This window comes from Kitasatospora sp. NPDC005856 (assembly GCF_040629945.1).
Lineage (GTDB): Bacteria > Actinomycetota > Actinomycetes > Streptomycetales > Streptomycetaceae > Kitasatospora.
In genome coordinates this window covers 1-22,423 of the sequence record NZ_JBEXWT010000123.1, presented here as the reverse complement: position 1 = coordinate 22,423, position 22,423 = coordinate 1, and the positions used below count along the sequence as shown (strand labels likewise).

Here is a 22,423-nt window from a genome sequence, read left to right as displayed (position 1 = left end):
CCCCGCCCCCGCCCCGCCCTCCCGCCCCCCCCCGCCGGCCTCCCCGCGCCCGGGGCCCCCGGGGGGGGGGGGGGCCCGGGGGCGGGGGGGCCCCCCCCCCCCCCCCCCCCGGTTCCACCCGGGGTCCACCCCGGCTCCGATCAGGGCGAGGCGCCGGATCCGTAGCGTCGGAGAGGTCAGTGACAAGCCTCTCCCCGGGACGGAGAAACACGATGGGCTCCGTAGCCAACCTGCTCGTGATCGCCGCGGTGGTGGTCCTGGTGGCCCAGCGCCAGATGCGGGTCCAGCGTCTGGACACCGAACGCCGCTTCTGGCTGCTGCCGTTGATCCTGGGCGCGCTCGCGCTGCGCGATCCGCAGATCATCGACCACCAGCACACCGCGCTGTCCGCCACCCTGCTCGCCGTCGGACTGGTCACCGTGCTCGCGATGGGATCGGTCTGGGGCTGGACCGTCCGGATCTGGCGGGCCGCCGACGGCGCCGTCCTGGTCAAGGGCACCAGGGCCACCGTGGCCGCCTGGGGCGGGATGATCGCCGTCCGGATCGGCCTGTACGCGACCGGTTCGGCCCTGGGCGTCCACCAGGCGGGCAGCTCGCTGATGCTCGGCATGGCGGTCCTGCTGCTGGTCCGCTCGCTCGTGGTCAACTGGAGGGCCCGGACTCTGGAGCCCGCACGGCGGACCGCCGCGCTGCAGTGACTTCCGTTCGCCGACTTCCGTTCGCCGTGAGCACCGAGGAGGAACCCGTGGCCGGGTGGTACCGGATCGGCTGGCCGTCCCGGGAGGGACTGGAACGCGAGGCCGAGAGCCGACCGCGGCGGGTCCTCACGGTGGTCGGCCGGACCGTCCTGCTGGTCGTCGTCGGCTGGGGCACCTTCTCCGGCGGCAGGTACGCCGGCTGGGCGGCGGCGGTCGCGGCGGCCGGGCTGGCCGCGGCCTTCGCCCTCTGCGCGGTGTACCTGCGGGCCACCCGGGAGCAGCGCCCGGCCCTCTCGTACCTGCTGACCGCCGCCGTGGTCGGCGCCGGCTGGCTCGCCAACCAGGGGTCGGCCTACACGCTGGCCGACTTCCTCTGGATCGGGCTGGCCGTGACGGCCCTGATCCGGCTGCCGCCCGCGCCCGCCCTGCTCGCCGCGGCGGCCGCGCTGGGCTCGTACACGGCCGCCTCCCCGGCGAGTTGGCTCAGCATCGCCGCCACGATCGGAGGCTCCGTCCTGGTCGGCTACCTGCTGCGGCTGGACATCGAGGCACGCGGCACCTCCCGCCGACTGCTCGCCCAGGAACGGGCCGCCCGGGCGGCCGAGGCGGAGAGCGCGGCGCTCGCCGAACGGGCCAGGATCGCCCGGGAGATCCACGACGTGCTCGCCCACAGCCTCTCCGCGCAGCTCGTCCACCTGGAGGCGGCCCGGCTGATGCTGGACGCCGGGACGGACCGCGAGCAGATCCGCGAACGGGTCGTCGCCGCCCGGCGGATGGCGCAGGACGGGCTGGCCGAGACCAGGCAGGCCCTGTCGGCGCTGCGCGGGGAGCTCACCCCGGTCGGGGAGTTCCTGGTCGAGCTGACCGGGCGGGAGCGGGCCGCCCTCACCGTCACCGGCACGCCCCGCCCGCTCGCCGCCGAGGCCGCCCTCGCGGTGCGGCGCACCGCCCAGGAGGCGGTGACCAACGTCCGCAAGCACGCGCCCGGCGCCCGCTGCTCCGTCGAACTGCGCTACCTGGACGGCGCGGTGGAGCTGGAGGTGCGCAACACCCGGCCGCCGCGCGGCCAAACCGCAGGTGAGTCGTCGTCGGAGGGGCTGGCCGCGAGCGGCAGCGGGTACGGTCTGCTGGGAATGCGCGAACGCGCGGAACTGCTCGGGGGCACGCTGCTGGCGGGCCCGCAGGACGGAGGGTGGCGCGTGCTGCTGCGGGTGCCGGCATGACGGAGGAGAGGGCGGCCCGGGTGCTGGTCGCGGACGACCAGACGGTGGTGCGCGAGGGCATCGTGATGCTGCTGGGGCTGTTGCCCGGCATCGAGGTGGTCGGTGCGGCCGGGGACGGGGAGGAGGCCGTCGCCCTGGTGGAGCGTCATCACCCGGACGTGGTGCTGATGGATCTGCGGATGCCGCGCTGCGACGGGGTCGAGGCGACGAGGCGGATCCGCGCGGCGCACCCGGAGACCGAGGTCGTGGTGCTCACCACCTACGCCGACGACGACTCGCTGTTCCCGGCGCTCCAGGCCGGGGCGCGCGGCTACCTCACCAAGGACGCCGGCGCGGAGGAGATCGCCCGGGCCATCGCGGACGTCCGTTCGGGTGCCGCCGGGCTCTCCCCGCAGGTCCAACTCCGGCTGCTGGAAAGGCTTTCGGGGCAGCACGGCGGCTCCGGGGCGACCGCCGAGCGGCCCGCCGGCCGGCCGGGGGAGCTGCCCGACGGGCTGACCGCGCGGGAGGCCGAGGTGCTCGCGCTGATCGCCGAGGGGCTGTCCAACGCCGAGATCGCCCAACGGCTGTTCGTCAGCCAGGCGACCGTGAAGACCCACATCAACAATCTGTTCGCCAAGACCGCGGTGCGGGACCGGGCTCAGGCGGTCGCCTACGCCTTCCGACACGGAATCACCGGGACGCAGCAGTAGTCGGATGAGCGTCTGTCGGATGATCGATCACCTCATCGAGTGAACGTATCTGCGATGGTCAGGGGCGCTGCTCAGGGGCCGCCATCATGGTTCGGGTCAGAACATCCGGCCGTCCAGGAGCAGCAGTGCCACAGCAGCAGACGAGCAGCCCCGGCCAGGGGCAGCGATTCGACTGGTGGGCCGCTCCGGCCGCCGGCACCCCCGTTGAGCCCGCCGAGTCATCGGCTGCGCACCGCCGATCGGCGGTACCGGCGCAGTCGGGCCCCACCCGTACGGATCACGTCCGTACGGACCGGTCGGCCGAGGCAGTCGTCGAGCCTGTGGCCGTCGGCGCACCGATCCACGGGCCCGCCGTCGAGCCGTTCGCCCAGAGCACCCCCGCCGATCCAGCGGCCCAGGCCGCACCGCACGCATCCCTCGCGCCACTGGACGAGGAACCGGTCGCCGACCGGACCGAGGTCTACCGGGAGGTCCAGGCCAGTGCCGCCTTCCGGCAGATCCGCCGCAGCTACCGGACCTTCGTCTTCCCGATCACCGGTGCCTTCCTCGCCTGGTACCTGCTGTTCGTCGCCGCCCAGGCCGGCGCCCCCGACCTGATGCGCCGCGCGGTGGCCGGTCCGCTCAACGTGGCCTGGCTGCTGGGGCTGCTGCAGTTCGCCTCGACCTTCCTGCTCGCCTGGCTCTACGCCCGCAACGCCCGGACCAAGCGCGACCGCGCCGCCCTGGGCCTGCGCTGGGACACCCAGGACCAGCTGCGATGACGACACTGATGACGGCCTCCGTGCCCACCGACGCGGCCAGGGCCGCGGTGCAGACCACCGTCCGGACCGTGGTGTCGACCGCCACCCCGCCACCGGTCGCCCCCACCGGCGACCACCACTCGCTCGCCATCGCGCTGTTCGCCGTCGTCGTCCTGGTCACCCTGGGGGTCACCCTCTGGGTCGGCCGCCAGGGCAACGCCGCCGAGGACTTCTTCGCCGGCGGCCGCGACTTCACCCCGCTGCAGAACGGCTTCGCGCTCTCCGGGGACTACCTCTCCGCCGCGTCCTTCCTGGGCGTCGCCGGCCTGATCGCGCTGTACGGCTACGACGGCGTGCTCTACAGCATCGGCTTCCTGGTCGCCTGGCTGGTCGTGCTGATGCTGGTCGCCGAACTCGTCCGCAACGCCGGCCGGTACACCCTCGCCGACGTCCTCGGGCTGCGGCTGCGCCGTCGCAAGGTGCGCGCCGCGGCCGGTGGCGCCAGCGTCGTGGTCACCCTGCTCTACCTGGTGGCCCAGATGGTCGGCGCCGGTTCGCTGGTCGCCCTGCTGCTGGGCACCGGCAGCCCGCACGCCCGCACCTGGACCATCATCGCGGTCGGCGCCCTGATGATCGTCTACGTCACCATCGGCGGGATGCGGGCCACCACCTGGATCCAGATCATCAAGGCCTTCCTGCTGACCGGCGGTTCGGTGCTGCTGACGGTGCTGCTGGTGGTCCGCTTCCACGGGGACCTCGGTGAGCTGATGCGCCAGGCCGCCCAGCACAGCGGCGCCGGGCACCGCTACCTGGAGCCCGGGCTCAAGTACGGCGGCAGCATCACCAGCCGGCTGGACTTCGTCAGCCTCGGCCTCGGCCTGGTGCTCGGCACCGCCGGTCTGCCGCACATCCTGTCCCGGTTCTACACCGTGCCCACCGCGCGGGCCGCCCGCCGCTCCACGATGTGGGCGATCGGCCTGGTCGGCAGCTTCTACCTGATGGCCATCGTGCTCGGCCTCGGCGCCACCGCGCTGATCGGCTCGGCCGAGGTGCGGCACGCCAACTCGGCCGGGAACACCGCCGTTCCGCTGCTCGCCCTGGTGCTCGGCGGCGGCAACGGCAGCACCGGCGGGGTGGTGCTGTTCGCCCTGATCTCGGCGATCGCCTTCGCCACCATCCTCGCGGTGGTCGCCGGGCTGACCCTGGCCTCCTCCGCGGCCTTCGCCCACGACATCTGGGCCGGCGCCTGGCGCGCCCGGCCGGGCCGCGAGCAGGTGAAGAACGGCCGCGGGCGGCGCCGCCGGGGCGAGACCGTCCCGGCCTCCCGGTCGGGGAAGGAGTCGGTCTCCGAGGTCAGCGAGCAGCAGGAGGTGATGGTCGCCCGGATCGCCGCCGCGGGGATCGGCGCGACGGCGATCGTGATCAGCCTCTTCGCCCAGCACCTGAACGTCGCCTTCCTGGTCGGCCTGGCCTTCGCCGTCGCCGCCTCCTCCAACCTGCCGGTGCTGCTGTACAGCCTGTTCTGGTCGCGGTTCACCGCCCGCGGCGCGGTCTGGGCGGTGTACGGAGGGCTGGTCCCGGCGATCGTGCTGGTGTTCTTCTCGCCGGTGGTGTCGGGCTCCGCCGAGGCGCTGTTCCCGGGCCTCGACTTCCACTGGTTCCCGCTGGAGAACCCCGGCATCGTCTCCATCCCGCTGGGCTTCCTGGCCGGCTGGATCGGGACGGTCACCTCGTCCGAGCCCGCCGACCCGGACCGGTTCGCCGAGCTGGAGGTGCGTGCCCTCACCGGTGCGGGCGCGGCCTGAGCCGTCGCGCCCGGGGAACCCCGGCGGGCCTGGGGCCGCCGGGGTTCCCCCCTGTCCGGATCCTGTCCGACCCGTGTCCGGTCGCTGTTCGGGCCTCGTCCGGCGGGCTGCCGGGCCCCCGGGCCGCTGTTCGGGCCTCGTCCGGCGGGCTGTTCGGCCCCCTGGTCGCGGAGCCGTCCTCCTACGCCCGGGCCGGCAGCCCGTAGCGGTGCTCCGGCCGGCCGGTGTCGCCGTACCGCAGGGTCAGCCGCAGCCGGCTGTCCCGCTCCAGCTGCTTGAGGTAACGCTGCGCGGTGGAGCGGCTCAGCCCGGTGGCGTCGGCGACCTCCTGGGCCGACAGCGGCCGGCCGGCCCGTCGCAACACGCCCATCACCAGGTCCGTGGTGGGCGCCGAGTGGCCCTTGGGGAGCATGCCGGCCGGGGCGGCGGCGCTGCGCAGGGTCGCGAACAGCCGGTCCACCTCGTCCTGGCCGGCCTCCCGGGCGGGCGCGGCGAGCGCGTGGCGCAGCTGGGCGTACGCCACCAGCTTCTCCCGCAGCCCGGCGAAGGTGAACGGCTTGACCAGGTACTGGAGTGCGCCGTGCTGCATCGCGGCGTGCACCGTCGAGACGTCCCGGGCGGCCGTCACCATCATCACGTCGCAGGCGACCTGGCGTTCCCGCAGCCGGCGCACCAGGGCCAGGCCGGTCTCGTCGGGCAGGTGGTGGTCGAGCAGCAGCAGGTCCACCGGGCGGCGCTCCAGGGCGGCCAGCGCCTCCCCGGCCGAGTGCGCCGTGCCGGTCACCCGGAAGTCCGGGACCTTGGCCACGTACGCGGCGTGCACGTCCGCGACCCGGAAGTCGTCGTCCACCACGAGTACGTCGATCATCACGCCTCCACGAGCCGAGTGGTGAGCAGGGCCTCGGGCAACTCGACGGTGAACCGGGCACCGCCGAGCGGCCCGGTGTCGAGCACGATCCGGCCGCCGGTCCGCTCGACCAGTCGCCGCACCATCGCCAGCCCCAGCCCGCGCGGTCGGTGCGCGGGCGCGTCCTTGCTGGTCCACCCCTCTTCGAAGACCTGCTCCCGCAGCTCCTCCGGCACGCCCGGGCCGCTGTCCGCGACCTGCAGCAGCAGGGTCGGCCCGGCCGCCGCCAGGCTCACCTCCACCCGGCCCCCGCCGTCCGCGGCCAGCGCGTCCACCGCGTTGTCGATCAGGTTGCCGAGCACCGTCACCAGTGCCCGGGCGTCCACCACCGCGTCCGGCAGGTGCGCCGCCGGAGCCAGTACCAGCAGCACCCCGCGCTCGCCCGCCACCGAGGTCTTGCCCGCCAGCAGTGCCGCCACGTGCGGGTCCTGAACCTGCTCGGCGATCCGTGCGGCGACCACGGCGTGCGAGCCGGACTGCTCCGAGATGAACGCCACCGCCTGCTCGTGGCGGCCCAGTTCCAGCAGGCCCAGCAGGGTGTGCATCCGGTTGGCGTGCTCGTGGTCCTGGGCCCGCAGCGCCTCGGTCAGGCTGCGGGTGGTGTCCAGCTCCCGGACCAGCGACTCCAGCTCGGTGCGGTCCCGCAGGGTCACCACCGCGCCGCCCTCGGGCGTGGCCGTCCGGTTCACCACCAGCACCCGGTCGTCCCGTACGGCCGGCAGGTCGGCGCCGGTGATCCGCCCGGAGAGCACGTCCGCCAGTCGGCCCGGCGGCAGCACCGCGCCGATCGGGTGGCCGGTGCAGTCCTCGGGCAGGCCGAGCAGTCGCAGGGCCTCGTCGTTGGCCAGCCGGATCCGGCCGCGCTCGTCCAGCGCCACCATGCCCTCGCGGATGCCGTGCAGCATCGCCTCCCGCTCCACCAGCAGCGCCGAGATGTCGGCCAGCGCGATGTTGTGGGTGCGGCGCTTGAGGCGGCGGGCCAGGAGGAGGGTGGCGAGCGTCCCGGCGGCCAGGCCGGCGCCCGCGCACAGCAGGATGCCGGTGAGCATCGTCAGCAGCCGGCGGCGGATCGAGTCGTCGCTGATGCCGACCGACACCTCGCCGACGATCCGGCCGTCCGCCATCCGCAGCGGCACCTTGCCGCGGGCGGTGCGGCCCAGGGTGCCCTCCTGGATGGCGGTGACGCTGCGGCCGCTGAGGGCGGGCTCCGGATCGGTGCTGACCCGCTGGCCGATCCGGCCCGGGTCGGTGTGCGAGAGCCGGATGCCGTCCCGGTCGGTGATCACCACGAAACTGGCGCCGGTGGCCAGCCGGATCTGCTCGGCGTTGCGCTGGGCGGCCACCACGTCGCGGCCGGCGGCCGCCCGGGCGATGTTCTCGTCGGTGGCGGTGGCCTGGGCGATCGACAGCGCTCGCTGCATCGCGTCGTGGTCCAGCTCGCTGCTGACCGGGGCCAGGAACAGCCCCGCGGTCACGGCGGTGACACCGACGGTGACGACGGTCTGGCTCAGCAGCAACTGGGCGAAGACCCGGCGGGGTCCACGGGGGAGCTTCATCCGGGCCTCCTCTCGGCGGCTGCGGGGGATCGGGCGTCCTCGGAGGGCGGTCGGGGCCGCCGGTGGGTGGGGTCGGGACACCCTACGTTTCCGGGATGTTCCTGTCAGCCGCGTCCCCGCAGTTGTAGCGGAAGCAAAACGAGCAGAACACCCCTCTATGCGGAGAAGTCGCACTACGCGGAGAAGGCTCCCGCCGGGGCCGGACCCGCTCCTACCTTTCCGGGGCAGGCACAGACCCGGGAGGATCGACATGAGCAACACCACCCCGGCGATCGAGCTGACCGGCGCGACCAAACGGTTCCGCACCCCCTCCGGGGCGCTGCACACCGCCGTCCGCGATCTCGATCTGACCGTCGCCCAAGGCGAGTTCGTCGCCGTCGTCGGCCCCACCGGCTGCGGCAAGTCCACCACGCTGACGCTGGTCAGCGGCCTGGAGGAGCCCACCGAGGGCGAGGTCCGGGTGTACGGCGAGCCCGTGCGCGGGATCGACCCCAAGGTCGGGTTCGTCTTCCAGCAGGACGCCGTCTTCCCCTGGCGCACCGTGCTGTCCAACGTGATGGCCGGCCCGCGCTTTCGCGGCGTGCCCGCCGCCGAGGCCCGGGACCGGGCCCGGGACTGGCTCGCCCGGGTGGGCCTGGCGGCCTTCGAGGACCGCTACCCGCACCAGCTGTCCGGCGGTATGCGCAAGCGTGTCGCGCTCGCCCAGACCTTCGTCAACGACCCGGCGATCCTGCTGATGGACGAGCCGTTCTCGGCGCTGGACGTGCAGACCCGGGCACTGATGTCGGACCAGCTGCTGGAGCTGTGGGCGGGGGCCGGCTCCGCACGGAACGCGGCCTCGGTCGTCTTCGTCACCCACGACCTGGACGAGGCCATCGCGCTCGCCGACCGGGTCGTCGTCATGACGGCCGGACCGGCCACCGTCAAGGAGATCTTCACCGTCGACCTGCCGCGTCCGCGCACCGTGGAGGCCGTCCGACTGGAACCGAGGTTCGTCGAGCTGTACCGCGAGATCTGGGCCTCGCTCGGCGAAGAGGTGCGCATCACCCGGGAGAGAGGAGCGGGTCGTGCCGCTTGAGACAGAGTCCGTGTCCGCGTCCGGGGCCGAGCCCGGAGCGGGGTCCGTGCCCGGAACCGGGCCGGCGCCGGCGTCCGGGCCGGCCGCCGGCGGGAAGCCCCCGGCCGTCACGACGAGAACCGAGGCCCGTGAACGGGCCGCCCGCAACCGGAAGTTGGGTGTCCTCGGCGCCCGGGTCGCGGTACTGGTGGCCTTCCTCGGGCTGTGGGAGGTCTGCGCCCGTACGGACGTCATCGACCCGTTCAACTTCTCCCAGCCGTCCAGGATCTGGGACCAGATCTGGCAGTGGACCACCCACGGCACCGCGCAGGGCTCGCTCGGCGAGCAGATCGGCTACACCCTGTACGAGGCCCTCACCGGCTGGGTGATCGGCGTCATCGGCGGTGTGCTGCTGGGCATCGCGCTCGGCCGGGTCCGCTTCCTGGCCGACGTCCTCGGGCCGTACATCAAGGTGCTCAACGCCATTCCGCGGATCGTGCTCGCACCGATCTTCCTGATCTGGTTCGGCCTGGGCCCGGCCTCCAAGGTCGCCTCCGCGGTGGTGCTGGTGTTCTTCCCGGTGTTCTTCAACGCCTTCCAGGGCGCCCGCGAGGTGGACCGCAACCTCGTCGCCAACGCCCGCATCCTGGGCGCCGACAACCGCAGGGTCACCCTCCAGGTGGTCATCCCCGCGGCCACCACCTGGATCTTCACCAGCCTGCACGTCAGCTTCGGCTTCGCGCTGATCGGCGCCATCGTCGGCGAGTACATCGGCGCCACCAAGGGCCTCGGCCTGCTCGTCGCGGCCGCCCAGGGCACCTTCAACGCGGCCGGCGTCTACGCGGCCATGACCATCCTCGCCGTCGTCGCGCTGCTCACCGAGGGACTGCTGACCTTCGCCGAGAAGAAGCTGTTCCGCTGGAAGCCCGCCGACGCGGGCGACGGCCGCTGAACTCCCCCCGCCGCCAGAACAGAGAGGCACCCCCACCCATGCGCAGACCAGCCGCAGCCGCCCTCGCCGCCGTCCTGCTCCTCCCGCTCTCCGCCTGCGCCAACGACGCCGCCACCGCCGGCCACGGCGCGGTGGCCGCCCCCGCCGGGCAGCAGGTCGACGGGCCCAAGGTCAAGATCATGGTCGGTGGCCTGGACAAGGTCATCTACCTGCCCGCGATGCTCACCCAGCGGCTCGGCTACTTCGCCGACGCCGGCGTCAACGTCGAGCTGATGACCGAGCCCGCCGGCGTCAACGCCACCACCGCGCTGCTCGCCGGGGACGTCCAGGGCGCCGTCGGCTTCTACGACCACACCATCGACCTCCAGGCCAAGGGCAAGAAGGTCGAGTCCGTCGTGCAGTTCGCCCAGGCGCCCGGCGAGGTCGAGGTGGTTTCCACCAAGCAGGCCGACGCCATCAGGTCCGGTGCCGACTTCAAGGGGAAGAAGCTGGGCGTCACCAGCATCGGCTCCTCGACCGACTTCCTCACCAAGTACCTCGCGGTCAAGAACGGCACCGCCGTCAGCGAGTTCAGCCCGATCGCGGTCGGCGCCGGCCAGACCTTCATCGCCGCGCTCCAGCAGGGCAGCATCGACGCCGGGATGACCACCGACCCGACCGTCGCGAACATCCTGGACAAGGGCCTCGGCAAGGTCCTGTACGACATGCGCACCCCCGAGGGCTCCCGCGAGGCGCTCGGCGGGCTGTACCCGTCCTCGTCGCTCTACATGAACACCGACTGGGTGGAGAAGAACAAGGACACCACCCAGAAGCTCGCCAACGCCTTCGTGAAGACCCTCAAGTGGATGGCCGCCCACAGCCCCGAGGAGATCGCCGCGCAGATGCCCGCCGACTACGCGCAGGGCGGCGCCGAGCAGTACGCGGCGGCGATCAAGGCCACGCTGCCGATGTTCACCACGGACGGCGTGATGCCGGCCGACGGGCCGAAGACGGTGCTCTCGGTGCTCGCCGCGTTCCACCCGGACGTCAAGGGCAAGGAGGGGACGATCGACCTGGCGAAGACCTACACCACGGAGTTCGTCGCCAAGGCCGCGGGCTGAGCCCCGCCACCGATCCTGCGGTCCCGCGCCCACCCCCACGGGCGCGGGGCCGCTTTCACGCGCCGCGGACCGACAGCACGTCCATGCGCGAGGGCGTCCCCGCCGCCTTGCCACAGCTCTCCGGACGCGCCGGCTCGCTGACCGCCTCGATCACGTCCACCTCCCAGGACCGGCCGTCCCGGTGCAGCACCGTCACCAGCCAGCGGCCCTCGCCGTCCGGCCGCTGGGTGAGCGTCAGCACGTCCACCCCGGTCTCGCCGGTGGCCAGCCGCACCGCGTGCTCGGCCGCCTGGCCCGGACGCTCCCAGCCCGAGCAGCCCCGCGACCACTCCGGCACCACGTGCCCGGCCGCCGTCGCCGACAGGACCTCCTTGGCGGTCTCCGGCGTCAGCCGCCCGTACGCATAGCCGTACGGCAGCACCAGCATCGTGGGGGAGAAGCGGTGCCCGCCCAGGTGGGTGACCTCCCACACCTCGCTGTGCCCGGCCGCCGCCAGCTCCGCCGCGAGCGGACGGCCCAGCAGCGCGCAGCAGCGGTCCCGGCGACCGTTGGTGCACACCAGGGCCACCGGGCCGCCGACGTGCTCGGTGCCGAAACCGGTGTGGTCACCGGCGCCCAGCGCCGCGAAGTCCAGTCCCAGCAGCTCCGCCGGATCCGCCACCGCCGCCCGGCGCACCCAGCCGCGGCCCGGAACGGCGTGCGCCACCAGCACCTCGTGGCGCGCGGTCGGCAGACAGTCGGCGTGCCGCCCCGGCCGCCGGATCAGGGCCACCCGCACGCCCGTCCCTGCCGCGGCCGCCTCCAGCGCCCGCCCGACGGCCGCATCCAGATGGCTCTCGCCCAGCGCCTTCGCGCCCCACGGCCCGTTCTGCTCCACCAGCAGCCAGGTGCTGGCCACCGCCGCCGTCGCGGCCAGCGGCTCCGAAAGTTCACGCGACACGGTCGCACAGGTGCTCACTCCGGCAAGGCTACCCTCACCTGATCGCCCTCACTCGATCACCCGAACGCCGCCTTCACCCGTTGCGCGACCGCCTCGTCCACCGTGTCGTACAGCGGCTCGGAGACGGTCGGCAGGTCGGCGAACTCCAGGTGGATGCTGCGGACCACGCCGGCGAACAGCTCCGAGTAGAGCACCCAGTCCTCCGGGCAGGGGGTGCTCAGCTCCAGAGAGAGCAGCTGGGACTCGTTCGGCAGTGGCAGGTGGACCTGGATCACCGAGGTGGTCAGCACCCCGTCGACGAGCGGGACCGCCAGGCCGTCGAGCGGGGTCGAGCCGTCGTCGAGCGGGGTCGCCACGGCGTCGATCACCGCCACCGCCCGCCCGGCCGGCAGCTCGACCGCCGTCACCTCCGCCTCCGGACGGGACCGGGCCAGCCGGGAGAGCAGGAAGTCCACCGCACCCGCGTAGTCGGTCCCGACCAGCGGGCACACCGAGGCCACGATCGAGGCCGTGCTCGGGCGGCCGTCCACGTCCACCAGGCACATCCCGGCGTGGACCACCCCGGCCTCGGCCATCGGCGGGATCAGCCCGGCCAGCGCCACCGCCCAGCGCACCCGCACCTCCTCGGACCGGGACGCCAGCACCTCGCAGACCAGCTCCCAGAGCTCCTCGGCCACCTGGTCGTCGGTGCCGAGCACCGGGACCTCGTGGAAGGCGGGCGGGACGACGAAGCGGATCTGGAGCCGGGTGTCCTCGGTGGCTGTCGGAACGTCGGACATCGGGCCTTCCACGGAGGTCATGAGGGCTTGCGGATCCGGTTGCGGACGTCCAGCCACGACGGCGGGACGGGGACCGGGACACCGTGGGCGCGGGCCTCGACGAGCAGGTCGAGGTAGGCGTCGGCCCGGTCGCGCAGGCCGGAGCGGTGCCAGGTCCAGAGCTCCTTCAACGCGGGGAGGGCGGCGAGCACGCCGACGGCGATCAGCCCCATACCGAGGGAGGTGAGCTGCCGGCGGTACTCGGCACCGGCGGGATCCATGCCCGTGGGGGCGACGACCAGGCCGATGACCACGGTGATGATGAAGATCCTGCCCCACATGCTGATCGACTGGCGGGACCGCTTCACGGCGGTGAGCAGCCCCCGGACGGCCTGTTCGTCCAGGAAGTCGAGACCGTGCGGAGCGCCGAGATCACGGGCCCGGCCGGCCAGCGCCGGGTGGCGGGTGAGCTCGCCGACCGGCAGCACCGGGAACTTCGGGTCGATCACGGCCTCGGCCGGCCACCAGGAGCCGGGCTGCGCGGTCGGAGCGGTCGGAGCGGTGGGGTACGGGGCCGGGCCGGCGGGCGGTCGCGGAGCGGCTGCGGCGTCCTTCTCCCAGGCGGCCCGATCGGCGTCGACTCCCCACTCGGAGGGAATCGGGACCGCCATCCCCGCGCGCCTGGCCTGGTTCAGCAGGCCGATGTACGCGGTGAAGTGCACGGAGGCGCTGTTCTTCGCGGAGCTGTGATTCTTTCCCCGCAGCCAGACTGCGATTCCGGCCGGAACCCCCAGGATCGCTGCCGCCCAGTTGCCGGTGACCAAGGAGACCACGATTCCACCGAGGACGAGGAGGCCGGCGGCCTCGTCGTGCCAGTCCTGCTGCCCCCGCCTCCGCATGTGGTTGATCACCACGTTGCGGGCCACATCGTCGTTCAGCAGGGTGACGCCGTAGAGCGTCTCGGCCCGCCGTGCCGCCTCGGCCACCTCGGGCATGGCGGCGAGCTGCCCGCCCGAGACGGGGAGCGTCACGTGAAGGTCCTTGACCATGAGTCTCTCCTCTCAGCCGACGGCGTTCAGGAACGGCGCGGACGCCGGGCGGTATGCGGGCTTCGGAAGCGGTCCCGGCGCCTCGACGTGTGACTCCCGGGCCTTCTCCTTCTGGTCCGCCTTGTAGGAGCCGTAGACAATTCCGCCTGCCTTGTTCGTGATCGTGACCGTACGGGGGTCCACGGTGACGCCCGCCTTCTTGAGCCCGCCGACGATGCTCTTGGTCGATATCGGGTTCAAGGTCTTCTCGAACAGGCCCGCGCCGGCGGCCGAGGTGCGCTCGGCAACGCCGGCTCCCTCGGCGGCCACCGAGGTCTTGAGGTTCCTGATCGGCGCCTTGACCACCTTGTTGACGACGCCGACGCCCTGGATCTTGGTGATCGACTTCCCGGCGGTGGCGAAGCCCTTGATGGCGCCGACTCCGGGGATCACCCCGAGACCGTCCAGTCCGATCTTCAGCCAGGAGACGTCCTGGCCACGGGACTTGGCGATGCCGTGCCCGGCCATCGCGGCCGCGCTGGTCAGCATGGCCGCGGCACCCAGGATCGGGCCGGCCCCGGGAATCACCAGTGCCGCGATCGCCAGCCCGGCCGAGATCCTGGACAGGTCGTCCGCGTGCTCCGCCAGGAAGTCCAGCGACTTCTGCCAGGCGTGTTCCACCTTGTCCAGCATCCGCTTGAGGAAGTTCGGGTCCGGCGGGTGGTGGCGGGAGGCCTCCATGATGGCCTTGGCGGCGGCCTCGGCCTTGTTCTTGTGGTCGGTCAGTTGCTTGTGGCCGCGCTCGACCACCGCGTCGAGCTGGTGCACGAGCTGCTGCTGGGCCTGGAGCTTGGCCTCGAAGTCGGCCTTGGCCTTCGTCTGGGCCGCCGCGTCGGCGGACTGTGCGGAGGCGTCCAGGGCCCTTCCCGCGGCGTCGCACTGGACGTTCATGTCGCCCAGCCGGGAGCGCAGTTCGATGGCCTCGGCCTCCATGGTGCGGCCGGTGGAGAGCAGGCCGGTGAGCTGGGTGTGCCAGGTCTTGAGGGCGCGTGAGCAGGCGGCCATCGATTCGTGGCCCTGGGTGAGGTACTTGGGCAGTTCGCCCAGTTTGCCGGCGAAGTTGCGGGCTGCCTCGCCCTGCCAGGCGCTGCCCTCGGAGCCGAGGTCGGCGAGCGCGTGGCGCAGTTCCTCCAGTTCGCGGGCGACGGCGTCGACGTCCGCGTACATCTTGGCGATGGCCGGAAGGTCCCCCGGGGCCGGGCAGAAGCCGAGGCCCGGCCAGTTCTTGTCACTCATGGTGGAAGTCAGTCCCCTGGGTGTTGGCTCAGGTCGCGCCGAGGCCCTTGGCGGTGCCCTGCTCGTTGTCCCCGTAGTTCTTGAGCGAGGCGTCCAGGCCCTCGCGCAGGCCGTGGGCGAGCTTGGCCATCCGGCCGATGCCGCCGTGCCAGTGGTCCTCGAAGCCCTTGCAGGCGGAGTCGAGCCGCTCGGTGCCGAGCTGTTTGCCCTTTCCGAGGTTTTCGAGGCTCTTGGCGACCGTCCCCATGCGGTTGCCGCATTCGTCCAGCTGTTTGGACACCGTTCTCATCCGGCCCATGTCGATCTTGAATTCCTCGGCCAACTCCCCGTCCCCCCATGGCATGTGACGCGTTATGGCGCACCTGTTCGGTGAATCTAACCCATGACCGGGCAAAGTTCGGCCCATGGCCGGGAAATCGGAGATCGCATTCCGCACTTCCGGCCGGACGGGCACGAAAAAGCGGAGGGGCACCGGTTGGTTCCGGTGCCCCTCCGCTCGTGCGGGGCCGTTACGCCGGGCCGGCGACCACCGCGATCGGGGTGGTGACCGGGGTGCCGGAGCCGTCGCGGCGCGGGTCGCGCTCGGGCAGGTCGACCGGGGCGCCCTTGGCGGTGGCGGCGCGGGCCGGCGCGGCGCCGGCCCAGGCGAAGGACAGGGCGTCCTCGCCGCGCAGGAAGCGCTGGCAGCGCACACCGCCGGTGGCGCGGCCCTTGCGCGGGTACTGCTCGAACGGGGTGACCTTCCACGTCGTCTGCTCGCCGTCGGACAGCGTGCCCGTGGCCGTGGCCACCGAGATCACCACCGCGTCCGCCGCCGGGTCCACCGCCGTGAAGGACAGCACCCGCGCGCCGTCCGACAGCTTGATGCCCGCCATGCCGCCCGCCGGGCGGCCCTGCGGACGCACCTGGCCCGCCGGGTAGCGCAGCAGCTGGGCGTCCGAGGCGATGAAGACCAGGTCCTCATCGCCGGTGCGCAGTTCGACCGCGCCCACCAGCTCGTCACCCTCCTTGAGGGCGATCACCTCGAACTCGTCCTTGTTCGCCGGCCACTCCGGCACCACCCGCTTCACCACGCCCTGCACCGTGCCCAGCGCCAGCCCCGGCGAGGACTCGTCCAGGGTGGTCAGCGCCAGCACCCGCTCCCCGGCCTCCAGCCGCAGGAACTCGCCCACCGCGGCCCCGCCCGCCAGCGTCGGCGACGGCGTCGGCGGCAGCGCCGGCAGGTCGATCACCGGCAGCCTGAGCACCCGGCCCGCGGACGTCACCACGCCCACGTCCGCCCGGGCCGTCGCGTGCACCGCCGACACGATCACGTCGTGCTTCGCCCGCTTCTCCGGCACCTCGAACGGCTCGCCGTCCGCCGTCCGCGCCAGCAGCCCCGTCGAGGACAGCAGCACCCGGCACGGGTCGTCCGCGACCTCCAGCGGCACCGACAGCGCCGCCGAGGGCACCGCCCCCGCCTCCAGCAGCACCGTGCGCCGCTCCGTGCCGAACTGCTTCGCCACCGCGCCCAGTTCGGACGACACCACGCTGCGCAGCTTGGTGTCCGACTCCAGGATCTCGGTGAGGTCCGCGATCTCGGAGGTCAGCTTCTCCTTCTCCTGCTCCAGCTCCACCCGGTCGAAGCGGGTCAGCCGGCGCAGCGGGGTGTCCAGGATGTACGCGGTCTGCGTCTCCGACAGCGAGAAGTGCTCCATCAGGCGTTCCTTCGCCTGCTGCGCGTTGTCACTCGACCGGATGATCGCGATGACCTCGTCGATGTCGAGCAGGGCCACCAGCAGGCCCTCGACCAGGTGCAGCCGCTCCTCGCGCTTGCGGCGGCGGAAGTCGCTGCGCCGGCGCACCACGGTGAAGCGGTGGTCGACGTAGACCTCCAGCAGCTCCTTCAGCCCCAGCGTCAGCGGCTGGCCGTCCACCAGCGCCACGTTGTTGATGCCGAAGGTCTCCTCCATCGGCGTCAGCTTGTACAGCTGCTCCAGCAGCGCCTCCGGCACGAAGCCGTTCTTCACCTCGATGACCAGCCGCAGCCCGTGCTCGCGGTCGGTCAGGTCCTTGACGTCCGCGATGCCCTGGAGCTTCTTCGCGTTGACCAGGTCCTTGATCTTCGAGATGACCTTCTCCGGGCCGACGTTGTACGGCAGCTCGGTGACCACGATGCCCTTGCGGCGGGCCGTCACCGCCTCCACCGTCGTCGTCGCCCGGATCTTGAACGTGCCGCGGCCCGACTCGTACGCGTCCCGGATGCCCGACAGGCCCACGATCCGCCCGCCCGTCGGCAGGTCCGGACCGGGCACGAAGCGCATCAGCGTGTCCAGGTCGGCGTTCGGGTGCTTGATCAGGTGCCGGGCCGCGGCCACCACCTCGGACAGGTTGTGCGGCGGCATGTTCGTCGCCATGCCCACCGCGATGCCCGTCGCGCCGTTCACCAGCAGGTTCGGGAACGCGGCCGGCAGCGCCAGCGGCTCCTGCTCGCTGCCGTCGTAGTTCGGGCCGAAGTCGACGGTGTCCTCGTGAATCGACTCCACCATCGCCATCGAGGCGGCCGTCAGCCGCGACTCGGTGTAGCGCATCGCGGCCGGCGGGTCGTCGTTGCCCAGCGAACCGAAGTTCCCGTGGCCGTCGATCAGCGGCAGGCGCATCGAGAACGGCTGCGCCATGCGCACCACCGAGTCGTAGATGGACGCGTCACCGTGCGGGTGCAGCCGGCCCATCACCTCGCCCACCACGCGCGCGCACTTCACGTGCGCGCGCTCCGGGCGCAGGCCCATCTCGTTGGCCTGGTAGAGGATCCGGCGGTGCACCGGCTTCAGGCCGTCCCGCGCGTCGGGCAGCGCACGCGAGTAGATCACCGAGTAGGCGTACTCCAGGAAGGAGCCCTGCATCTCGTCCACGACGTCGACGTCGAGGATCCGCTCCTCGAAGTCTCCGGGCGGCGGGGTCTGCGAACTGCGGCGGGCCATCGCGGCGGGGCTCCCTTACGTGTCGCTGGCTGTGTCTCGGTCGGTCGTCGGTTCGGACGCCGAACGCCCGGGGGCGGTCGTCGGTCGTCTCCGCACCGTCCCGTCGCCGGACCCGTCAACCGGGTGCCGCCGACAGGGCGCGGCGCCCCCATTGTGGACCCTCGTGCCGACAGTCCCGGTCAGCGGCCCTCTTCCGCCCCTGGCGAACGCCCCCGTCCGCGCGGACACGAACACGGCTCCCGCACGTTGCACCACAATGGGGGACGCCACACGAACCCCCGACATCGACGACGGGAAGGACCCGAGCGCATGGCCAACCCGGCCCCCGCCTCCAGCCGAGGCATCGCCATCACCGAGCACCGCCTGGCCAACGGCCTGCGCGTCGTCCTCTCCGAGGACCACCTGACCCCGGTCGCCGCCGTCTGCCTCTGGTACGACGTGGGCTCCCGCCACGAGGTCAAGGACCGCACGGGCCTCGCCCACCTCTTCGAGCACCTGATGTTCCAGGGCTCGGCCAACGTCTCCAACAACGGGCACTTCGAGCTCGTCCAGGGCGCCGGCGGCTCGCTCAACGGCACCACCAGCTTCGAGCGCACCAACTACTTCGAGACCATGCCCGCCCACCAGCTGGAGCTCGCCCTCTGGCTGGAGGCCGACCGGATGGGCTCGCTGCTCGCCGCGCTCGACGAGGCGTCCATGGAGAACCAGCGCGACGTCGTCAAGAACGAGCGCCGCCAGCGGTACGACAACGTCCCGTACGGCACCGCCTTCGAGAAGCTCACCGCGCTCTCGTTCCCCGACGGCCACCCGTACCACCACACCCCGATCGGCTCCATGGCCGACCTCGACGCGGCCACCCTGGAGGACGCCCGCACGTTCTTCCGGACGTACTACGCGCCCAACAACGCCGTCCTGTCCATCGTCGGCGACATCGACCCCGAGCAGACCGTCGCCTGGGTCGAGAAGTACTTCGGCTCCATCCCCGCGCACGACGGCAAGCAGCCCCCGCGCTCGGGCGAACTCCCCGAGACCATCGGCCGCGAGATCCGCGAGGAGATCCACGAGGACGTCCCCTCGCGCGCCCTGATGGCCGCCTACCGCCTCCCGCACGACGGCACCCGCGAGGCCGACGCCGCCGACCTCGCCCTCACCATCCTCGGCAGCGGCGAGTCCAGCCGCCTCTACAACCGGCTGGTCCGCCGCGACCGCACCGCCGTCGCGGCCGGCTTCGGCCTGCTGCGGCTGGCCGGCGCCCCCAGCCTCGGCTGGCTCGACGTCAAGACCTCCGGCGACGCCACCGTCGAGCAGATCGGCACCGCCGTCGACGAGGAGCTCGCCCGCTTCGCCGCCGAGGGCCCCACGACCGAGGAACTCGAACGCGCCCAGGCCCAGATCGAGCGCGAGTGGCTCGACCGGCTGACCACCGTCGCCGGCCGGGCCGACGAACTGTGCCGCTACGCCGTCCTGTTCGGCGACCCCAAGCTGCTCAACGACGCCCTCCCCAAGGTCCTCGACGTCACCGCCGAGGAGGTCCAGGCCGTCGCCAAGGCCCGGCTCCACCCCGACAACCGGGCCGTCCTCGTCTACGAGCCGACCGCCGCCGAGACCGACGCCGACTCCGACGCCGCTTCCGAAGAGGAGGGTGCCGCCGTATGAGCACCGACTACGTCCCCGCCATGACCTTCCACCCGCAGCCCCGGCCGGGCACGCCCAGCCCCTGGGACTTCCCCGCCCCCGAGCGGGCCGCCCTCGGCAACGGCATCACCGTCCTGCACTGCCACCGGCCCGGCCAGCAGCTGGTCGCCGTCGAGGTCCTGCTCGACGCCCCGCTCGCCGCCGAGCCCGACGGCCTCGACGGCATCGCCGGCATCCTCGCCCGCGCCTTCAGCGAGGGCACCGACACCCTCAGCGCCGAGGAGTTCGCCGCCGAGCTGGAGCGCGCCGGGGCCACCCTCGACGCGCACGCCGACCACCCGTGCATCCGGATCTCCCTGGAGGTCCCCGCCTCCCGGCTCCAGCGCGGCCTGTCCCTGCTCGCCGACGCCCTGCGCGCCCCCGCGCTGCCCGAGGCGGAGATCGAGCGGCTGGTCGCCAACCGCCTGGACGAGATCGTCCACGAGCAGGCCAACCCCGCCCGGCGCGCCGCCAAGGCCCTGTACGCCGAGCTCTTCGACGCCGCCGACCGGCTCTCCCGGCCCCGCGCCGGCACCGCCGACACCGTCAAGTCGATCGACCGCGGTGCCGTCAAGGCCTTCTACGACGCCCACGTGCGTCCGGCGACCAGCACCGTCGTGGTGGTCGGCGACCTCACCGGCGTGGACCTGCCCGCGCTGCTGGAGAGCACCCTCGGCACCTGGACCGGGACGGCGGCCGAGCCGTCCGTCCACGCCCCGGTCACCGGCGACGACCGCGGCCGCGTCGTCATCGTGGACCGCCCCGGCTCCGTCCAGACCCAGCTGCTCATCGGCCGGATCGGGCCCGACCGCCACGACCCGGTCTGGGCCGCCCAGACCCTCGGCACCTACTGCCTCGGCGGCACCCTCACCTCCCGCCTCGACCGCGTCCTGCGCGAGGAGAAGGGCTACACCTACGGCGTGCGCGCCTTCGCCCAGCCGCTGCGCTCGGCCGCCGACGGCAGCGGGCGCGCGATGCTCGCCATCAGCGGTTCGGTGGACACCGCCTCCACCGCCCCCGCGCTGGCCGACACCTGGACCATCCTGCGCACCCTCGCCGCCGAGGGCCTCACCGACGCCGAGCGCGACGAGGCCGTGCAGTTCCTGGTCGGCGTCGCGCCGCTGAAGTACGAGACCGCGGGCTCGGTCGCCGGCACGCTGGCCGACCAGGTCGAGCAGTACCTGCCGGACGACTACCAGGCCGAGGTCTACCGGCAGCTCGCCGAACTGCGCACCTCCGCCGCCACCGAGGCGGTCGTCGCGGCCTTCCCGCCGGACCGGCTGGTCACCGTCCTGGTCGGCGACGCCGCCGTGATCGCCGACGACGTGCGGGCGCTCGGCATCGGCGAGGTCACCGTCGTCAGCTGATCCGTTCGTCGGATCACCGTCCGGCCCGGTGGAGCACCCGCTCCGCCGGGCCGGACGCGTTGTTAAATCCGTTGCGGGCCGTGCCCGTTCCGTGGATAGATGTTCCCCGACGCACAGCACGTGCGAACCGCGCACTGCGTGCCGCGAACTGCGACGAAGGAAGGGAGGCGGTCACCATGCGGGTCGAGCGAGTCATCCGACGCTCCCCACGGCCGTATTCCCCCTGTGCCGTCGTGCCGGGCGTCTGAGCCCTCCTCCTGAACTTCCCCGAGCCGCGCCGGGATTCTTCGCGCGGCAGCTTCCTCATTCGTGAACTCCCGACCTCTGGAGGTCGTTCGACCATGACGTACACCGAGGTGCCCGGCGTCCGGGTGCCGATCCGGATGTGGACCGACCCGGCGACGGTCGAGGGCCAGGCCCTCCAGCAGCTGCGCAACATCAGCTCCCTGCCCTGGCTGCACGGCCTCGCCGTGATGCCCGACGTCCACCTGGGCAAGGGCGCGACCGTCGGCTCCGTCATCGCCATGAAGGACGCGGTCTGCCCGGCGGCCGTCGGCGTCGACATCGGCTGCGGAATGAGCGCGGTGAAGACCTCGCTCACCGCCGACGACCTCCCGGACGACCTGTCCGGGCTGCGCCGCGAGATCGAGCGGGCCATCCCGGTCGGCCGCGGCCTGCACAGCGACCCGGTCGACCCGACCAGGCTGCACGGCTTCCGGGCCGCCGGCTGGGACGACTTCTGGCAGCGCTTCGACGGCATCGCGGAGGACGTCAAGTGGCGTCGCGAGCGGGCGATGCAGCAGATGGGGACGCTCGGAGCCGGAAACCACTTCTGCGAAGTTTGTGTCGATACCTCCGGTTCTGTCTGGCTGATGCTGCATTCCGGCTCCCGCAACATCGGCAAGGAGCTGGCCGAGCACCACATGGGCACCGCCCGCTCGCTGCCGCACAACCAGGGCCTGATCGACCAGGACCTGGCCGTCTTCCTCGCGAAGACCCCGGAGATGGCGGCCTACCGCCAGGACCTGTTCTGGGCGCAGGAGTACGCCAAGAACAACCGCGCGGTCATGATGGCGCTCTTCCAGGACGTCGTCCGCCGCGAGTTCACCAGGGCGGAGGTCACCTTCGACGAGGTGATCAGCTGCCACCACAACTACGTGGCGGAGGAGCGGTACGACGGAGTCGACCTGCTGGTCACGCGCAAGGGCGCGATCCGGGCCGGCAGCGGCGACCTCGGGATCATCCCCGGTTCGATGGGGACGGGTTCCTACATCGTCCGCGGTCTGGGCAACGCGTCGTCGTTCAACTCCGCCTCGCACGGCGCCGGCCGCAAGATGAGCCGCAACGCGGCGAAGAAGCGGTTCACCGCCCAGGACCTGGTCGAGCAGACCAAGGGCGTGGAGTGCCGCAAGGACGGCGGCGTGGTGGACGAGATCCCGGGTGCCTACAAGAACATCGAGAAGGTCATCGAGCAGCAGAAGGACCTCGTCGAGGTGGTCGCCCACCTCAAGCAGGTGGTCTGCGTGAAGGGCTGACCGTACGCCGATCGGGGTGGGGGCCCGCGGGGGGGGGGCCCCCCCCCCCGGGGGGGGGGGGGGGGGGGGGGCGCGCCGGGGGGGGGGGGGGGGGGCCCGCGCGCGGTCGGAGGGGTTGGGGGGGGGGGGGCGGAG

The 22,423-nt window shown here is 72.7% G+C and carries 19 protein-coding genes; 11 read left to right on the top strand and 8 right to left on the bottom strand.

Annotated features, from left to right (window positions below; genetic code table 11):
- The first annotated feature begins 212 nt into the window (after positions 1-212).
- The 5 genes from ABZ449_RS38385 (at position 213) to ABZ449_RS38365 (ending at position 5,158) form a co-directional block, all read left to right on the top strand.
- Positions 213-698, top strand: a complete 486-nt coding sequence (locus ABZ449_RS38385) for a DUF1453 domain-containing protein (RefSeq protein WP_360355708.1) — start codon at positions 213-215, stop codon at positions 696-698.
- 26 nt (positions 699-724) lie between these two features.
- Positions 725-1,921: a histidine kinase gene (locus tag ABZ449_RS38380; protein ID WP_360355706.1), complete on the top strand. Its 1,197-nt coding sequence runs from the start codon at positions 725-727 to the stop codon at positions 1,919-1,921.
- The gene (locus ABZ449_RS38375) at positions 1,918-2,613 is read left to right on the top strand and encodes a response regulator transcription factor (RefSeq protein WP_360355704.1); all 696 of its coding nucleotides are present in this window, start codon (positions 1,918-1,920) and stop codon (positions 2,611-2,613) included. Before ABZ449_RS38380 ends, ABZ449_RS38375 begins: the two co-directional genes overlap by 4 nt.
- Before the next feature lie 320 nt (positions 2,614-2,933).
- Positions 2,934-3,374 (top strand): DUF485 domain-containing protein, encoded by a 441-nt coding sequence (locus tag ABZ449_RS38370; RefSeq protein WP_360355701.1) that lies wholly within the window; start codon positions 2,934-2,936, stop codon positions 3,372-3,374.
- On the top strand, positions 3,371-5,158 hold the full coding sequence (locus ABZ449_RS38365) for a cation acetate symporter (RefSeq protein WP_360355699.1): 1,788 nt from the start codon (positions 3,371-3,373) through the stop codon (positions 5,156-5,158). The genes ABZ449_RS38370 and ABZ449_RS38365 overlap by 4 nt, the downstream gene beginning before the upstream one ends.
- Positions 5,159-5,339: 181 nt before the next feature.
- Here ABZ449_RS38365 and ABZ449_RS38360 read toward each other — a convergent pair whose 3' ends face one another.
- The gene (locus ABZ449_RS38360) at positions 5,340-6,026 is read right to left on the bottom strand and encodes a response regulator (protein ID WP_360355697.1); all 687 of its coding nucleotides are present in this window, start codon (positions 6,024-6,026) and stop codon (positions 5,340-5,342) included.
- On the bottom strand, positions 6,026-7,621 hold the full coding sequence (locus tag ABZ449_RS38355; RefSeq protein WP_360355694.1) for a sensor histidine kinase: 1,596 nt from the start codon (positions 7,619-7,621) through the stop codon (positions 6,026-6,028). Before ABZ449_RS38355 ends, ABZ449_RS38360 begins: the two co-directional genes overlap by 1 nt.
- Positions 7,622-7,871: 250 nt before the next feature.
- On the opposite strand from ABZ449_RS38355, the gene ABZ449_RS38350 reads away from it, so the two are divergent.
- From ABZ449_RS38350 to ABZ449_RS38340, 3 genes are read left to right on the top strand one after another with little or no spacing between them, the layout of a single operon-like run.
- Entirely contained in the window at positions 7,872-8,699 is an 828-nt protein-coding gene (locus ABZ449_RS38350; protein WP_360355691.1) for an ABC transporter ATP-binding protein, read from the top strand.
- Between the two features lie 46 nt (positions 8,700-8,745).
- On the top strand, positions 8,746-9,630 hold the full coding sequence (locus ABZ449_RS38345) for an ABC transporter permease (protein ID WP_360355688.1): 885 nt from the start codon (positions 8,746-8,748) through the stop codon (positions 9,628-9,630).
- 38 nt (positions 9,631-9,668) lie between these two features.
- Positions 9,669-10,730, top strand: a complete 1,062-nt coding sequence (locus tag ABZ449_RS38340) for an ABC transporter substrate-binding protein (protein ID WP_360355686.1) — start codon at positions 9,669-9,671, stop codon at positions 10,728-10,730.
- Positions 10,731-10,785: 55 nt separating this feature from the next.
- Here ABZ449_RS38340 and ABZ449_RS38335 read toward each other — a convergent pair whose 3' ends face one another.
- From ABZ449_RS38335 to ABZ449_RS38310, 6 genes are all read right to left on the bottom strand, one after another.
- Entirely contained in the window at positions 10,786-11,688 is a 903-nt protein-coding gene (locus ABZ449_RS38335) for a sucrase ferredoxin (protein WP_360355682.1), read from the bottom strand.
- A gap of 38 nt (positions 11,689-11,726) precedes the next feature.
- A complete protein-coding gene (locus ABZ449_RS38330; protein ID WP_360355681.1) occupies positions 11,727-12,449 on the bottom strand; it encodes a hypothetical protein in 723 nt (240 codons plus the stop codon).
- Positions 12,450-12,466: 17 nt separating this feature from the next.
- A complete protein-coding gene (locus ABZ449_RS38325; RefSeq protein WP_360355678.1) occupies positions 12,467-13,477 on the bottom strand; it encodes a hypothetical protein in 1,011 nt (336 codons plus the stop codon).
- A 12-nt stretch (positions 13,478-13,489) separates the two neighbouring features.
- Positions 13,490-14,752, bottom strand: coding sequence for a hypothetical protein (locus ABZ449_RS38320; protein WP_360355676.1), 1,263 nt, complete (start codon positions 14,750-14,752; stop codon positions 13,490-13,492).
- 28 nt (positions 14,753-14,780) lie between these two features.
- Positions 14,781-15,095, bottom strand: a complete 315-nt coding sequence (locus ABZ449_RS38315) for a hypothetical protein (protein ID WP_360355673.1) — start codon at positions 15,093-15,095, stop codon at positions 14,781-14,783.
- A gap of 166 nt (positions 15,096-15,261) precedes the next feature.
- Positions 15,262-17,712, bottom strand: a complete 2,451-nt coding sequence (locus ABZ449_RS38310) for a DNA topoisomerase IV subunit A (RefSeq protein ID WP_360355670.1) — start codon at positions 17,710-17,712, stop codon at positions 15,262-15,264.
- Between the two features lie 309 nt (positions 17,713-18,021).
- Between ABZ449_RS38310 and ABZ449_RS38305 the strand changes: the two genes are divergently transcribed.
- The 3 genes from ABZ449_RS38305 (at position 18,022) to ABZ449_RS38295 (ending at position 22,288) form a co-directional block, all read left to right on the top strand.
- Positions 18,022-19,368, top strand: coding sequence for a pitrilysin family protein (locus tag ABZ449_RS38305; RefSeq protein WP_360355668.1), 1,347 nt, complete (start codon positions 18,022-18,024; stop codon positions 19,366-19,368).
- Positions 19,369-19,388: 20 nt separating this feature from the next.
- The gene (locus ABZ449_RS38300; RefSeq protein WP_360355711.1) at positions 19,389-20,753 is read left to right on the top strand and encodes a pitrilysin family protein; all 1,365 of its coding nucleotides are present in this window, start codon (positions 19,389-19,391) and stop codon (positions 20,751-20,753) included.
- 341 nt (positions 20,754-21,094) lie between these two features.
- A complete protein-coding gene (locus tag ABZ449_RS38295) occupies positions 21,095-22,288 on the top strand; it encodes an RtcB family protein (RefSeq protein ID WP_360355665.1) in 1,194 nt (397 codons plus the stop codon).
- Positions 22,289-22,423 lie beyond the last annotated feature (135 nt).